We start from the raw sequence: 12,873 nt of genomic DNA on the forward strand, positions 1-12,873 counted from the left end.
AAGCTTGACTATATAGTCAAGTCGCTTGACTAAAGGAGATGGCAATGCCTGTAATCCACGCCGCCGACGCCCAGTCCCACGAAATGCACGGCTCCCGCTTCACCCCGCTGGTCCGCCCCAGTACCGGCAGCAGCGAACTGTGCCTGTGGCGGCTGGAGATCGCGCCCGGCACCCAGGGTGTCCCGCACCGCGTGCACCGTGAGGAGGCCTTCGTCCTGCTCGCGGGCTCGATCACGCTGACCATCGACGGCGAGGCCGCGCGGCTGGCGCCCGGTGACGCGGCGGTGGCGCCGGCCGGATCCACCATCCGCCTGGACAATCCGGATGACCGGACCGCCGAGGTGCTCGTCAACGCGCCCGTCGGTTTCACCGGCGAGCTGCTCGACGGCACCGTCGTCAACCCGCCGTGGGTGAACTGATCACCCGCCGATTCCTCCCCGTGTGGTCCCGGTTTCTCGACTGACCGGGACTGCGGTCTTCCCTCGGGTTTCTGAAACGTGTTCTAATTCGGAGGCTCATCAACCGGTAGGGGAGACTCCATGGTCGCGTTCTTCACCCATGAGAACGGTCGCTTCACGGCGACCCGGATGGCGGTCAGCGCCTGGTCTCCAGCGCAGCTGGCCGGTACGGCCGTCTGCGGCCTGCTCGCGCATGAACTCGAAACGCACTGCCCCGGACCAGATTTCATCCCCGCCAGATTCACCGCCGACCTGTTCAGCCCGGTCCTCAACGAGCCCATCGAACTGCACAGCTCGATCGTCCGCGACGGCAATCGAATTCGCGTGGCCGATGCGTCCATCGTCCAGCACGGCCGCGTGCGCGCCCGCGCCACCGTGCAATTCCTGGTCGCCACCGCCGAGCCGCCGGGCGAGATCTGGCATCCGGCCCAGGAGCTCCCGACCCCGGAGACCCGGCTCGACGGGCCCGAGGGCAGCCCGCCCCTGTTCAAGTCCGGATCCTTCGACTGGACCCATGATTTCGCCTCCGGCGTCAACCCGCACCGGAAGGCCGCGTGGAACAATGTCCCGGCCCTCATCGACGGGGTGCCCATCACTGCGTTCGAACGTGCGGCCTTCGTCAGTGACTCCACCAACCTGGTCTGCAACTGGGGTACCGCGGGGGTCGGCTACATCAACACCGATGTCACCATGACGCTCTCGCGTCTGCCGGTGGGTGTGGAATTGGGTGTGCAGGCGCGAGACCATGTCTCCGCGAACGGCATCGCCGTCTCCACGGCAACTCTGTACGACCGCACCGGCGAGCTGGGGTTCTGCACGATCACGGCGCTGTCCAATGCTCGCCGCCAGGTCGATATGGCTGCCTTCGCCGAAGCTCAGTCTCTTCCCGCTTCGACCCGCTGACGCGCGCTCGCCTCCTCGCTCGTCGCCCTCGGCGGGTGCGCCATCGATTCGGCTGCAAGGAAATACGGCCCGGCGAACCGCCGGGCCCGAGGCCGTTTTCATGCAGGCGGCGTCTGTCGGTGATCGAGGCAGCTGCGGACGAAGTCCTGCACGACCGGATCGGTGTCCGCCGCGGGTCGCCAGGCGACGCCGGCCTGGCTCGGGCTCACGCCGCTGACCGGGCGGTAGACGATGCCGGGACGCGTGTAGAAGCGCGCCGCGGATTCGGGCGCGAGGGCGATCCCGTCACCGTTGGCGATGCAGATCAGCCAATCGTCGGGGTGTTCGGTGACCGCGCCGATCCGCGCCGGATGTCCGTCGCGCTCATCGGCCGCCAGCCAATAGTCGCGCCACGCACCGGTTTCCGACGGTGCCGCCACGAATCGCTCGTCCCACAGGTCACTGAACGGGATCACTTCGCGGGTGGCGAGCGGGTGCGAGGCGCGTACCGCGACCCAACGCGGTTCGGTCAGTAGCAACTCCACCCTGAACCGCTCCTGGCCGGGAAATGGCAGCCGCAGCAACGCGACATCGACATCCCCTGTGGCCAGCCCCGCAGTCGGGTTCGACCAGGCCGCCTGCCGCATCTCGATACGCCACTCCGGACGGCGGCGGACGAAATCCGCGATGATGAGCTGGGTGGTCTCATTGGCCCCGCCCGCGATGAACCCGACCCGAAGCACGCGCGCCGCCGCGCTCGCGGCGCTCATCGTCCCCGTGAGCGCCCGATCCCAGCTGGCCAGTACCTCCGGCACCCATTGCGCGAGCGCCCGCCCCGGTTCCGTCAGTGCCATACCGGATTTCGACCGCGTGAACAGCCGCACCCCGAGCTGGTCCTCCAACTGCTTGATCTGTTTCGTCAGCGCTGGCTGCGACACGAACAGCCCCTCCGCCGCGCGGGTCAGATTCCCTTCCCGGGCCACAGCCGCGAAATACCGCAGCAATCGCGTGTCCACATCCATGCCATCAGGTTATAGATGCAGGTATTGGACGTGGAAAGGCATGGTCGGACAGCATCGTTGGGTGTCCATCGCCTACCTGTCCCTCACCCTTGTCACCATCGCGATCAATGGCGGAATGGCCATCGCCGACTTCGCCCGAGCGAAGTTCGTCCTCGCCAACTCGGCCGAAGTGAACTTCCCCGCGACCTGGATCCCCCTGGCCGGCGCCGCCAAAGCCGGCGGAGCCCTCGGCCTTCTGCTCGGCCTCCTGGGCGCCCGTCCCCTCGGCATCGCCGCCGCAGTCGGCTTGATCCTCTACTTCACCGCCGCGCTCGTCGTCCACGTCCGCGCCCGCGTCTTCCACAACATCGCCTTCCCCGCAATGTACTTCGCGTTCGCCGTCGCCTCCTTGGCGTTCGCCCTCATGCGGTAGTGCCTGGTTCGCCCAATAGTTCGCGGGTCAGGAGAGTGGCCCCGGCGACGCCGCCCGGCATGAGGAATACCGCGACGAACGGCACCAGGAAGGCCACCCCGAGCGGAACACCGAAGCCCCACGCCAAACCTCTCCGGGCGCGCAGCAGAGCCAATTGCTCGCGCAGGTGAATGGCGCGTCGCTGCAGCGCGACCGCGGTGAGCTCCTGCGTGAGAAAGAACCCGGTGACGAAGATCGCGGCCACCGGAATCACCGTCTGCCCTATGACGGGTACGAACCCCAGCACGAACAACACCACCGCCCACACCATGGCCCGCACCAGAATCCGGACGCTGTCCCGAAGTGACACCCACAACTCCAGCCACCAGGCCAGCCCGGACTCCGGTGCGGTCCCATCGGCCGACATCGACCGATCGACCCGCTCCGAGATCACGTCATAGAACGGCGATCCGATCACCAACGTCACCGCAGTGAACGTGAGCACCGCCGCAAGCACCGCGAGCGCGATCAGAGCGATGTCCAACGCCCCGCGAAACAACCCCGCCCACGGGCTCGGCCAGTGATCGGCGAACGGCGTCACCGTCTCGGTCACATCCCCACCCCACGCAACCACCGCAACCAGGGCCGCCACATACAACACCAACGTCACCAACGCCGGCACGATCCCGACCCCGAACTCTCGAGGATTCCGCACTACCCACCGCTGCCCCCGGACAAAATAGGCAAACCCGACCCCGAAATCACGCATCCCCGAACCCTACTGGCACCCACTCACAGCCACCCGCCCGAAACGTGTGTTCACGTCACCGTTCGGCGATCTCTTCTTCGGTGCCGAGGACGGATCACGAAGTGAGGTTTCGGCACCGCTTCATGAGCATCCGAACCCAAAATTGTTGCACCATCATCGATCCGGATGCGGTCTGTGCCGACGGGAGGGCCGGGATTGCGTGGTCGCTGCCGAGGCATCCCGGTACGCTTCGTCGGTGACCTTCACAACGAATGAGCAGCAGTTCCTCGCGGAAGCCGGGATCGGCCGGCTGGCCACGGTATCGCCCGACGGCGTTGTGCAGAACAACCCGACCAGCTATCGGGTGAACGCCGACGGCACCATCGACATCGGCGGTATGCGCATGCACAGCAGCCGTAAGTTCCGCAACGTCGCAGCGGGCAGTCGGGTTTCTTTCGTGGTCGACCAGCAGGTCTCGCTGGAGCCGTACGTTATTCGCGGCATCGAGGTGCGCGGTACGGCCGAAGCGCTCGACGACCAGGAGCCGCCGTTCCCTCCCCAGGAGCGCTCGATCATTCGGATCCATCCGGACCGGATCATCTCCTGGGGCATCGACGGCGGCTCCTTCGATTTCACCAGTCGCACGCCCGGCAACTGATCGTCTTCGGCGCTGCGGCGCAGCTTCATTCGCTCGCGAGGCGTGGTGCCGATGCCGAGGACCCATCGATTTCCCGTGTGATCAGTCCTCGAACAGACGTGGCCGAGATTCAGTGGGATGCAACCGGTACCGCTGCTCGCAGCGGACGTCGCCTCATGAAGCGAGAACTGCCCTGGCAGTGGGGCTGCCAGGGCAGTTCTTCTGTGCGCCATCAGGGACTCGAACCCCGAACCCGCTGATTAAGAGTCAGCTGCTCTGCCAATTGAGCTAATGGCGCGTGTTACTCCGTGGGGCTTGGGCTTTCGCCTGGCCGCTCTGCGGGGCGCGAAGAAGATTAGCAGGGATTGATTGCAAAACTGGAATCGGCGTAGACGTCGGTCAGCGTAGCTGCCGCAATCACCGTGCGGGACTTGCTGAACACCAGCACTGCGCCCACCTCGGGGGAAAGCGGCCGATCGGTTGCGGGCCGCGACCGGGGGCGGACCGCTCATCGGTGCACCACGTCGAGCTCGAGGAAGTGGGCCGAGCAGGAGATGCATGGATCGTAGTTGCGACGGTGCGTTCGCACAGGGTGGTCAGCGCCGCATTGTCCAGGTCGAGATGCTCGGACACCACGCGGCGTAGATCGTCCTCGATGGCAGTGCGGTTCTGGGAGGTCGGCGGAATGGTGGTGATGTTCAGCCATCGGCGCGGCGTCTACGAATCACTCCCCGGAGAACAATGAACCAAGCGCCACGAGAGAGGAGACCTGTCGTGCCCGACTCCAACGATCTGATGGCAGTAGTGCGGCAGTATGTCGACGCTTTCAACAACGGTGACGAGAAGGCGATGGCGGCATCATGCGCCGACCCGATGCAGATTCTCGACGGAATGTCGCCGCATGTGTGGCAGGGACCGACAGCCGCAGAGGACTGGTGGAGGGCCGCGCTTCTGGAAGCTGAGCACGTCGGGGCTTCCGGCTACCACATCGATCTCGGTGAGCCACGGCATGTCGATGTCACCGGCGACTACGGGTATGTCGTCGTTCCGGTGACCTTCTCGTACACCCTTCGGGGTGAGCCGGTCACGCAAACCGGCGCGGTCTTCACTGCGGCACTCGGCAAGGTCGGCGCCGACTGGCGCCTGACGGCCTGGGCCTGGGCCAAAGGCACCCACGCGGCTCAGTAGTGAGCGTTTCGCCGGATCCGACCATCGAGATTCCATGTATGCGCTGCTGCGCGCCGAACACACTGCGTCACAGCACGTTCGCACCATGGTGGCTGTTCAGGAACGCGCCCGGTCACATGATGCGCACCGCACAGCCACATGATGTGCACCGCACAGCACGACCTGACCGCCGGCGATCTCGGGCGACTCGCACGGCGTGTCGGTGTCGTGCCCGCCTGAGCCGCCTCGCGGCCGGGCTCAATGCCGAACGCGGAGAACCGCGCCCGGCCGTATCCGTTGTTGCCTTCGAGTCGAGTTCCTCCGCGTCGTCCGAACACCGTGTAGGCCTCCGGTCACCTGCACCCGGGGGCTTGATTCATGTTCGGGCGCAAGCGATGAGCTCGGGGCGACCTCGAACGCGCAGTTCTCGACCGTGTCCGCGGTCGAGGACCTACTGTCCCTGCACCACGACGTTTTCCGCCTGCGGGCCCTTTGCGCCCTGCACCACGTCGTACTCGACGCGGTCGTTTTCCTGCAACGTTTTGTAACCGGTGGACTGGATCGCGCTGAAGTGGACGAATACGTCCGGTCCACCGTCGTCCTGCGTGATGAACCCGAATCCTTTGTCGGCGTTGAAGAACTTCACAGTGCCTGTTGCCATTGGTGCCGCTCCCTTCCGATCGGACGAGTGGACCGCTCGAGCCTACCGGCCGATTGGTCTCCGGTCTGGCCGGACACGGCGGCTGGAGCGGGATCTGCTCGTGCCGGACTCGACGTCGGCGTTGTAACGGTTCGCCGGTGACCACCCAACAGTGAGGCAATTGTGGAACGGGCCGAGACTGTGCCCGTGGCCGCAGAGGAAGTCGCTTCGTGAAACGAGAAAAGCCCTGACAGTTGAACTGTCAGGGCGTTTGCTTTGTGCGCCATCAGGGACTCGAACCCCGAACCCGCTGATTAAGAGTCAGCTGCTCTGCCAATTGAGCTAATGGCGCGTGTCACTCCGCGGGGGGCTCGATCTTTCGCTCGGGCCGCTCTGCGGTGCGAGAAGAACATTAACAGGGTGGAGTGCGGAAAGTGAAATCGTGCGTCTGAGCTGCGGGTTTGTGGAGGGTTGGGGTGTTGTTAACGCGGTGGGGGCGATTACGGATGTTTCGGACGAAGCCCCTCTGGGCCGGACGCTTGGTTGGAAGCCGGGGTGGTTGTGACTGCCAGGGCGGGGGTCTCGGTCGGATGGGGTGGGCGTGGTGATCGAACAGGCGTAGTCGGGGCCGGGAGTAGTGCGGTGGCCGGTTGTGCACCGAGACGTGAAGCGGGGTTGCGATGAGTGAGGGTCGGGGCCGGCGACGGCTGCTGGGTATCGGGGCGGTGGTGTCCGTGCTGGCGTTGGCGCTGGTCGGGTGCTCGTCGGGGGGTAAGGGTCAATCCGCGACGGTGGCAATCGATTCCAATCCCATCGGCGAGCTCATGAAGCCGAAACTGATCGCGCCGGTCAAGGACGGCGACAAAGGGGTATCGCCGGGGGAATTGACGTTGAAGGTGGAGGACGGCCAGCTCACGACCGTGGCGCTCACTGGACCGGACGGCAAGCCGGTGCCGGGCGAGCTGGCGGCGGACGGCCGTTCGTGGCGGCTGACCGAGCAGTTGGGGTTCGGGCGCACCTACAGGTTGAGCGTCGACGCGATCGGCCTTGGTGGCGCGACCAATTCGACTATGAGTTTCACCACTATCTCGCCCAATAACCGTACCCACCCGTACCTGTTGCCGGCGGAGAACGACGTGGTCGGTATCGGCCAGCCGGTGGCCGTGCAGTTCGACGAGAACATTCCGGATCGCAGGGCCGCCCAGGCGGCGATCAAGATCACTACCACGCCCGCGGTGGAGGGTGCTTTCTACTGGGTCAACAATCGCGAGGTGCGCTGGCGGCCGCAGAACTTCTGGGCCCCGGGCACCAAGGTCGACATCGCGGTGAGCGCGTACGGCCGGGATCTCGGCAACGGCCTGGTCGGCGACAGCGACATCCACTCCAGCTTCACCGTCGGCGACGCCACGGTCTTCACCGCCGACGACAACACCAAGATGGTGACCGTCGAGCGCAACGGCGAGGTGATCAGGACCATGCCGACCTCGATGGGCAAGAACTCCACACCCACCGACAACGGCGTCTACATCGTGGGCGACAAGTTCGACAAGATCATCATGGATTCCTCCACCTACGGCGTCCCGGTGAACTCGCCGGCCGGCTATCGCACCCCGATCGACTGGGCGACGCGGATCTCCTACTCCGGCATCTTCTTCCACTCGGCCCCGTGGTCGGTGGGCGCGCAGGGCTCGGCCAACACCAGCCACGGCTGCCTGAATCTGAGCCCGGCCGACGCCAAGTGGGTGTACGACAACGTCAAGCGTGGTGACATCACCATCGTCAAGAACACCGTCGGCGGCACGCTGTCCGGCCTGGACGGGCTGGGCGACTGGAACATTCCGTGGGAGCAGTGGAAGGCCGGCAACGCCGACGACAACCGCTGATACCCGACGCCCGCTGCTGATCGCGGACGCGCCGAAGGGGCATCAGCGTGTTCGCCGATGCCCCTGGGGACGCGCTCGATCCAGGGTGTGGGGGGTCAGCCGATGGTCCCCGGCCCGATGCCGCCGCCGCCGTTGAGGTTGCCGCAGCCCAGTCCCGCGTAGCCCGCGAGCGCCGCGGCGCTGCCGGCGACGGTGCAGCCGTTCTTCGAGGAACCCGTGGTCGCCGAACCGGACGCGCCGCCGAGCTTGATGGCGGAGGACCCGAAATTGACATCCGACTCCATCGGGTTGCTGTCCGAGGTCGGGTCGGTCGTCGTGCCCGGAGTGGTGGTCGTGCCCGGGGTGGTCGTCGTGGTGCCGGGCGTGGTCGTGGTCGTGGTCTGCGAGGCGTCGGTGAGAACGATCTCCGCGGACGCGGCGGGCGCGGCGGGCAGAATGGCCGCAACGGCTAGCAAAGTGGTTACGGCATAGCGGTTCACGTGCGAAGTCCTTCGGATCGAGCATGGGTCGGGGCCCCGACTCCCCGGTGTCCAGAGAAGTGTACGAAGATCGCGTGACCCGCGCCGCAAAGTGCGACACACTGGTGTTTCTGTCACACTCCGAGACGTGCTGGGTCAGCCGCCGAGGCGTGCCACGGCACGCGCCGGAGCGCCGTCCGCACCGGGCAGATTGAGCGGGAACATCGACACCTCGACCCGCTGCCCGGCCTGCTGCGCCGCGAGCACCTCGCTCAATCCGGTCAGATTCTCGGCGATGACCGCGTGCGCCCCACACAGAATCCGGTGCACCGGGATCTCCTCGGCGGGCGTCGGGTCGACACTGAGCGCGTCGATCCCGACCGTTCGCACGCCCGTCTCGATCAGATACTCGGCCGCCTCCACGGTCAGATGCGGATGGTTCAGGTACGCGTGGGTACCCCAGTGCCGCGACCAGCCGGTGTCGATGAGCACTACCTGCCCCGCCGCCACCCGGTCCGCGAAGTACTCGCGCCCGATCACCCCGCCCGCCCCGGCCGCCCGTGCGTCGATGACCACACCCGGACCGGTGAACCGGTCCAGCGGCAGCTCGTCCAGCGCCGGCAGCGCGTCGTCGATATGTCGCGGCGCGTCCACGTGCGTGCCCGTCTGAGACCCGAGATCCAGGTGCAGCACGTTCACGCCGTCGACGGCCACGGTGAGCGCGGGCCGGATGGTGACCTCCGGATCGCCGGGATACACCTGCATACCGGACCGGATCGGTACCGAAAGATCGATGATGCGCACTTTCCGCCTGCCTCCCTGTGGATTTCACGCGATGATGACAGTCAGCAAGATCGAATACAGTCGCCGATGAGGAATTCGAGAATCGCTATGTCTGCCATACATATTGCCGTGTTGAACCGCAGTACCGTACTGACCGACGCGCAGGTTTCCGCCGTGGTCCCAGCATTGCAGACGCAGGTGCACCGGGATTGGGCCCCGGTGTGGGGGAGCGACGCCGACCTGAGTTTCGTGGCGACGGGCGCGCAGCCTCCGGCCGGCGCCTGGTGGCTGGTGGTCTCCGACGACTCCGATCAGGCCGGGGCGCTCGGCTATCACGACCTCACGAATGAGGGTCTGCCGATGGGAAAGGTGTTCGCGCGCAGCGACATCGGTGCCGGCCTGCAGTGGACGGTCACCGCCAGCCATGAGCTGCTGGAGATGCTCGGTGACCCCGATATCAACCTGGCCGCCTACGTGTTCTCCAGCGCCACGGCCGGACGCATCTACGCCTACGAGGTCGCCGACGCCTGTGAGGCCGACCAGTACGGGTATGCGATCAATGGAATCCAGGTGTCGGACTTCGTGTTTCCCGCCTGGTTCGAGAACTTCCGCAAGGCGGGCAGCACCCGGTTCGACTACGGCAATCACATCAGCGCTCCGTTCCAGCTGCTGCCCGGCGGATACATCGGCGTGTTCGACATCAACGGCGGCAGCGGCTGGCATCAGCTGACCGCGGAGAGCAAGCCCGCGCAGTACGCCATGCGTGCCCGGGTCGGCAGCCGCCGCGAGCGCCGCCGCACGCCCCGCGACCAGTGGCTGCTCAGCGAAGTGCGGTGAGATCCGCCAGTTTCCGTAGGTCCGGCCGCGGCAGCGAGCTGTCGCGACCGGTCAGCGAGCCCGGGCGTCGAGCAGCCAGCAGGCGGCGGTGAAGCGGGCCTCGTCGCCGTGCACGAAGGGTTCGAAGGCGGCCCGCACGGTCTCGATGACCCGCTGCCGGGTGGCTTCGTCCACCTCGAGCAGGGCCAGGCCGACCGGTCCCAGTCGCGAGAGGTAGCCGACGAGGGCCGGTTCGGGCATGACACAGTCGACATCGAGCGGGTGGATGTCGATATCGGCCCAGCCGCTCGCCGCCAGGATCCCGGCCACGTGATCGCGGTCGGCGAGGGCGAATTGGCCTGGTGAACCGGGGATTCGGGGTTCGAGATTCGACAGCAGCGGCGCCGCGGCGCGTTCGGCGGCGGTGAAGAACGGATTCGCCTCCGGATCGCGCCAGACGATGCAGCCGAGCCGGCCGCCGGACCGGGTGGCTCGGCGCAGGTTGGTGAAGGCGGCGACCGGATCGGCGAAGAACATCACCCCGAACCGGGAGGTGACGAGGTCGTAGGCGGCGGGTTCGAAGGGCTGGGTCTGGGCGTCGGCGCGAAGGAAGTCGACGGGCAGGCCTGCTCGCTCGGCGTTGGCGCGGGCGGCGGCGATCATCGGTTCGGCGATGTCGACGCCGGTGCAGTGCGCGCCGGTTTCCCGCGCGAGGGCGAGGGTGGTGCCGCCGGTGCCGCAGCCGACGTCGAGGACGTCCCGGGCTCCGGTGTCGCGCGCCAGCGTCACCAGGATGTCCTGGAGCGGTCGCATCACCTGGGCGATGAGGTCCTGGGCGTCGACCCAGGCATTGCCGGAAGCGCCGTTCCAGCGGGCGGATTGGTCATTGTCGAGCGGTGTCGTCATGGTCGCTGTCCTTCGTCGGTGGACGGGCCGGAGAGCTACACTGTCCCAATTCAAGTCGGCTTGAGGTCAAGCTCCGAGGTGATCCCGTGAGCAGTCTGGATATCGCCGAGGTCGTTCGCCGATCGGGCGTCCCGGCCTCGACATTGCGCTACTACGAAGAGCGGGGCCTGATCGCCTCGACCGGCCGCCGTGGGCTCCGCCGCCAATTCGACGAATCGGTGCTGGAACAGCTGGCCCTGATCGCGCTCGGCCGTACCGCCGGTTTCTCCCTCGACGACATTGTCGTCGCCTTCGGTCCCCCGGGCGACCTGCGCGTGGACCGTGCCGCGCTCCTCGGCAAGGCGGACGAATTGGACCGCACCATTACGCAATTGACCGCCGTGCGCGACGGCCTGCGGCACGCGGCCGCCTGCCCGGCCCCGAGTCACGCGGAATGCCCGACCTTCCGGCGCCTGCTGCGCGAGGTCATGGCGGGCCGGATCGCCACCATCGACGCGCTGACCCCGTGACAACCGCTGCGCCGCAGCGCATCTGAGCGATGGCGCGGCACGGCGGGGCGTCACTCCGTCCTGTAGCCCGGATGCACGCCCGGGGTCAGTCCATGGTCGGCGGCTATGCGGACCAGCAGCCCGGACAGCTGTGCTTGTTCCTCCGGCGTCAGTGACCGGCACATGTGCTCTTCGGCCTCGCGGGCGACCGCGCCCAGTTCGCCGAGAGTGGTTCGTCCCTTCGCGGTCAGGAACAGTGCGTGCTGCCGCCGATCGTCGGGATTGCGTTTGCGCTCGATGATTCCGCGTTCCTCGAGCTTGTCGGCGAATTGGACGAACCGGCTGGGCGGCATGCCCAGTTCGTCGGCGAGTTCGCGCTGGCTGCGGCCCGGCTGCACGATGAGCATCCGGAGCAGTCCGGCCTGCGCAGGCGTCAGGTCCAGGGTGGCCGTGCGCTCGGCGAATCGATTCGCCGCATAGGCGCCGACCTGGGCCAGCAGGAACCCGACGGCCGCCACGCCGCGCTGCGGCGCGACCTCGTCTTTCGCATTCATTTCGCAATAGTAGCAGCGGCATAATAATAGACGGTTGACAATCATTACATTCTGTAATCATTATTGGGGCGGCACGGTTCGCCCCGAGATTGAGGATCACCGCTGATGAGCACCACCATCGATCGCACCAACCCCGCCGTTCTCGCCCCCGTCGCCGCGTTCGCGGCGCTCACCATCGCCTACGTCGCCACCAATGCCCGCACCCCGCACCCGGACGCGAGCGGTGCGGACGTGCTGGCCTACACCACCGCGCATGCCGGGCTCATCGATGCCGGAGCGCTGCTGCTGGTGTTGTCCGCCGCGTCGCTGGCCATTGCCGCCGGGCTCATCCAGCGGGTGCTGCGCGGTCCGTCCATCGCCACCATCGGCGGTGCGCTCGCCGCCGGCGGGCTCACCTTCAGCGCCCTGTTCACCTGGTCCGGCGGTCGGCTGAACGGTGCTGCCGCACCGGAACTGGCCCGCGCGATCGCCGATCTGGGGTACCTGTCCGGCGGCCCCGCCTACGCGGCCGGCTTCGGGCTGCTGGCCGTCGGCATCGCGATTCCGGCGCTGCTGGAACGGAAGCTGCCGACCTGGCTGATCTGGTGCGGACTGGCCGTCGCCGCCGCGGCCGCGCTCTCGACGCTGGCACTGGTCGTCTCCGGGTTCGCCTTCCTACTGCCGGTGGTCCGCTTCGGTGGCCTGCTGTGGCTGATCGCCGTGGCGGTCGTGCTGTCCCGGCGCTGAGCCGCCACCCGTCCTGCCAATTCACCTGCCGCGCAACATGATTCACCTATAAAACCGCCGATCAAGCGGCGGTGGCCTACCCCGGGTCACCGTCGCTGAGTGTTTCCGGAGGCCGGTAACTTTCGGCGGGCATATCCCGTCATGCGGGTATGAACAGCGAAGACGGCGTTGAATTCCGCCAGCTCGCATTAGAAGTCGCCGCACACGTCCCGCATGATCAGCTCGATCTGGGTCGAGTGTCGGTCGGTGAACACGCGAACGGTGTCGTTTTCTGTCATAGCCCAATGGCAATATCGGGGTGTGCAGCTTCGATA

At 66.7% G+C, this 12,873-nt stretch carries 16 protein-coding genes, 2 tRNA genes and 1 pseudogene; 9 read left to right on the plus strand and 10 right to left on the minus strand.

Features of this window, described 5'->3' with window-relative positions:
• Positions 1-44: 44 nt before the first annotated feature.
• Positions 45-419 (plus strand): cupin domain-containing protein, encoded by a 375-nt coding sequence (locus tag ACQP1O_RS07170; RefSeq protein WP_433565077.1) that lies wholly within the window; start codon positions 45-47, stop codon positions 417-419.
• Positions 420-539: 120 nt separating this feature from the next.
• Positions 540-1,361, plus strand: coding sequence for a thioesterase family protein (locus ACQP1O_RS07175; protein WP_433565078.1), 822 nt, complete (start codon positions 540-542; stop codon positions 1,359-1,361).
• A gap of 98 nt (positions 1,362-1,459) precedes the next feature.
• Here the strand turns inward: ACQP1O_RS07175 and ACQP1O_RS07180 are convergent, their stop codons facing one another.
• The gene (locus tag ACQP1O_RS07180) at positions 1,460-2,362 is read right to left on the minus strand and encodes a LysR family transcriptional regulator (protein ID WP_433565079.1); all 903 of its coding nucleotides are present in this window, start codon (positions 2,360-2,362) and stop codon (positions 1,460-1,462) included.
• 61 nt (positions 2,363-2,423) lie between these two features.
• Between ACQP1O_RS07180 and ACQP1O_RS07185 the strand changes: the two genes are divergently transcribed.
• Positions 2,424-2,774 (plus strand): DoxX family protein, encoded by a 351-nt coding sequence (locus tag ACQP1O_RS07185; protein ID WP_433565080.1) that lies wholly within the window; start codon positions 2,424-2,426, stop codon positions 2,772-2,774.
• Here the strand turns inward: ACQP1O_RS07185 and ACQP1O_RS07190 are convergent.
• Complete coding sequence (locus ACQP1O_RS07190) at positions 2,764-3,522, minus strand: EI24 domain-containing protein (RefSeq protein WP_433565081.1); 759 nt, start codon at positions 3,520-3,522, stop codon at positions 2,764-2,766. The two genes, ACQP1O_RS07185 and ACQP1O_RS07190, sit on opposite strands and share 11 nt — an antisense overlap.
• Before the next feature lie 199 nt (positions 3,523-3,721).
• On the opposite strand from ACQP1O_RS07190, the gene ACQP1O_RS07195 reads away from it, so the two are divergent.
• On the plus strand, positions 3,722-4,159 hold the full coding sequence (locus ACQP1O_RS07195) for a PPOX class F420-dependent oxidoreductase (protein ID WP_433565082.1): 438 nt from the start codon (positions 3,722-3,724) through the stop codon (positions 4,157-4,159).
• 204 nt (positions 4,160-4,363) lie between these two features.
• Here ACQP1O_RS07195 and ACQP1O_RS07200 read toward each other — a convergent pair.
• Both ACQP1O_RS07200 and ACQP1O_RS07205 read right to left on the minus strand, forming a co-directional pair.
• A tRNA-Lys gene (locus ACQP1O_RS07200) sits at positions 4,364-4,436 on the minus strand.
• Between the two features lie 210 nt (positions 4,437-4,646).
• Positions 4,647-4,831: pseudogene (locus ACQP1O_RS07205) on the minus strand (Ni/Fe hydrogenase subunit alpha); the annotation flags it as partial.
• A gap of 81 nt (positions 4,832-4,912) precedes the next feature.
• On the opposite strand from ACQP1O_RS07205, the gene ACQP1O_RS07210 reads away from it, so the two are divergent.
• The gene (locus tag ACQP1O_RS07210; RefSeq protein ID WP_433565083.1) at positions 4,913-5,326 is read left to right on the plus strand and encodes a nuclear transport factor 2 family protein; all 414 of its coding nucleotides are present in this window, start codon (positions 4,913-4,915) and stop codon (positions 5,324-5,326) included.
• Between the two features lie 430 nt (positions 5,327-5,756).
• Here ACQP1O_RS07210 and ACQP1O_RS07215 read toward each other — a convergent pair whose 3' ends face one another.
• Together ACQP1O_RS07215 and ACQP1O_RS07220 are read right to left on the minus strand one after the other, a co-directional pair.
• The gene (locus ACQP1O_RS07215; protein ID WP_433565084.1) at positions 5,757-5,966 is read right to left on the minus strand and encodes a cold-shock protein; all 210 of its coding nucleotides are present in this window, start codon (positions 5,964-5,966) and stop codon (positions 5,757-5,759) included.
• Positions 5,967-6,224: 258 nt separating this feature from the next.
• Positions 6,225-6,297, minus strand: a tRNA-Lys gene (locus ACQP1O_RS07220).
• A gap of 328 nt (positions 6,298-6,625) precedes the next feature.
• On the opposite strand from ACQP1O_RS07220, the gene ACQP1O_RS07225 reads away from it, so the two are divergent.
• Positions 6,626-7,828 (plus strand): L,D-transpeptidase, encoded by a 1,203-nt coding sequence (locus ACQP1O_RS07225; RefSeq protein WP_433565085.1) that lies wholly within the window; start codon positions 6,626-6,628, stop codon positions 7,826-7,828.
• A gap of 95 nt (positions 7,829-7,923) precedes the next feature.
• On the opposite strand, the gene ACQP1O_RS07230 is transcribed toward ACQP1O_RS07225, so the two are convergent.
• Positions 7,924-8,307, minus strand: coding sequence for a hypothetical protein (locus tag ACQP1O_RS07230; protein WP_433565086.1), 384 nt, complete (start codon positions 8,305-8,307; stop codon positions 7,924-7,926).
• Between the two features lie 135 nt (positions 8,308-8,442).
• On the minus strand, positions 8,443-9,090 hold the full coding sequence (locus ACQP1O_RS07235) for a cyclase family protein (protein WP_433565087.1): 648 nt from the start codon (positions 9,088-9,090) through the stop codon (positions 8,443-8,445).
• Between the two features lie 111 nt (positions 9,091-9,201).
• Between ACQP1O_RS07235 and ACQP1O_RS07240 the strand changes: the two genes are divergently transcribed.
• Entirely contained in the window at positions 9,202-9,906 is a 705-nt protein-coding gene (locus ACQP1O_RS07240) for a hypothetical protein (RefSeq protein WP_433565088.1), read from the plus strand.
• A gap of 51 nt (positions 9,907-9,957) precedes the next feature.
• Here ACQP1O_RS07240 and ACQP1O_RS07245 read toward each other — a convergent pair whose 3' ends face one another.
• Positions 9,958-10,791: a class I SAM-dependent methyltransferase gene (locus tag ACQP1O_RS07245; protein ID WP_433565089.1), complete on the minus strand. Its 834-nt coding sequence runs from the start codon at positions 10,789-10,791 to the stop codon at positions 9,958-9,960.
• Between the two features lie 86 nt (positions 10,792-10,877).
• On the opposite strand from ACQP1O_RS07245, the gene ACQP1O_RS07250 reads away from it, so the two are divergent.
• The gene (locus ACQP1O_RS07250; protein ID WP_433565090.1) at positions 10,878-11,300 is read left to right on the plus strand and encodes a helix-turn-helix domain-containing protein; all 423 of its coding nucleotides are present in this window, start codon (positions 10,878-10,880) and stop codon (positions 11,298-11,300) included.
• 50 nt (positions 11,301-11,350) lie between these two features.
• Here the strand turns inward: ACQP1O_RS07250 and ACQP1O_RS07255 are convergent, their stop codons facing one another.
• On the minus strand, positions 11,351-11,833 hold the full coding sequence (locus ACQP1O_RS07255; protein WP_433565091.1) for a MarR family winged helix-turn-helix transcriptional regulator: 483 nt from the start codon (positions 11,831-11,833) through the stop codon (positions 11,351-11,353).
• Between the two features lie 105 nt (positions 11,834-11,938).
• On the opposite strand from ACQP1O_RS07255, the gene ACQP1O_RS07260 reads away from it, so the two are divergent.
• Positions 11,939-12,559: a DUF4386 domain-containing protein gene (locus ACQP1O_RS07260; protein WP_433565092.1), complete on the plus strand. Its 621-nt coding sequence runs from the start codon at positions 11,939-11,941 to the stop codon at positions 12,557-12,559.
• The last annotated feature ends 314 nt before the right edge of the window (positions 12,560-12,873 follow it).

It is taken from the genome of Nocardia sp. CA-151230, from assembly GCF_050942175.1.
GTDB lineage: Bacteria > Actinomycetota > Actinomycetes > Mycobacteriales > Mycobacteriaceae > Nocardia.

Bases quoted from the DNA above. Each gene is read 5' to 3' on its own strand.
- ACQP1O_RS07170 (WP_433565077.1), top strand. From the start codon at position 45: ATGCCTGTAATCCACGCCGCCGACGCCCAGTCCCACGAAATGCACGGC.
- ACQP1O_RS07255 (WP_433565091.1), bottom strand. From the start codon at position 11,833: ATGAATGCGAAAGACGAGGTCGCGCCGCAGCGCGGCGTGGCGGCCGTC.
- ACQP1O_RS07225 (WP_433565085.1), top strand. From the start codon at position 6,626: ATGAGTGAGGGTCGGGGCCGGCGACGGCTGCTGGGTATCGGGGCGGTG.
- ACQP1O_RS07180 (WP_433565079.1), bottom strand. From the start codon at position 2,362: ATGGATGTGGACACGCGATTGCTGCGGTATTTCGCGGCTGTGGCCCGG.
- ACQP1O_RS07190 (WP_433565081.1), bottom strand. From the start codon at position 3,522: ATGCGTGATTTCGGGGTCGGGTTTGCCTATTTTGTCCGGGGGCAGCGG.
- ACQP1O_RS07215 (WP_433565084.1), bottom strand. From the start codon at position 5,966: ATGGCAACAGGCACTGTGAAGTTCTTCAACGCCGACAAAGGATTCGGG.
- ACQP1O_RS07260 (WP_433565092.1), top strand. From the start codon at position 11,939: ATGAGCACCACCATCGATCGCACCAACCCCGCCGTTCTCGCCCCCGTC.
- ACQP1O_RS07175 (WP_433565078.1), top strand. From the start codon at position 540: ATGGTCGCGTTCTTCACCCATGAGAACGGTCGCTTCACGGCGACCCGG.
- ACQP1O_RS07245 (WP_433565089.1), bottom strand. From the start codon at position 10,791: ATGACGACACCGCTCGACAATGACCAATCCGCCCGCTGGAACGGCGCT.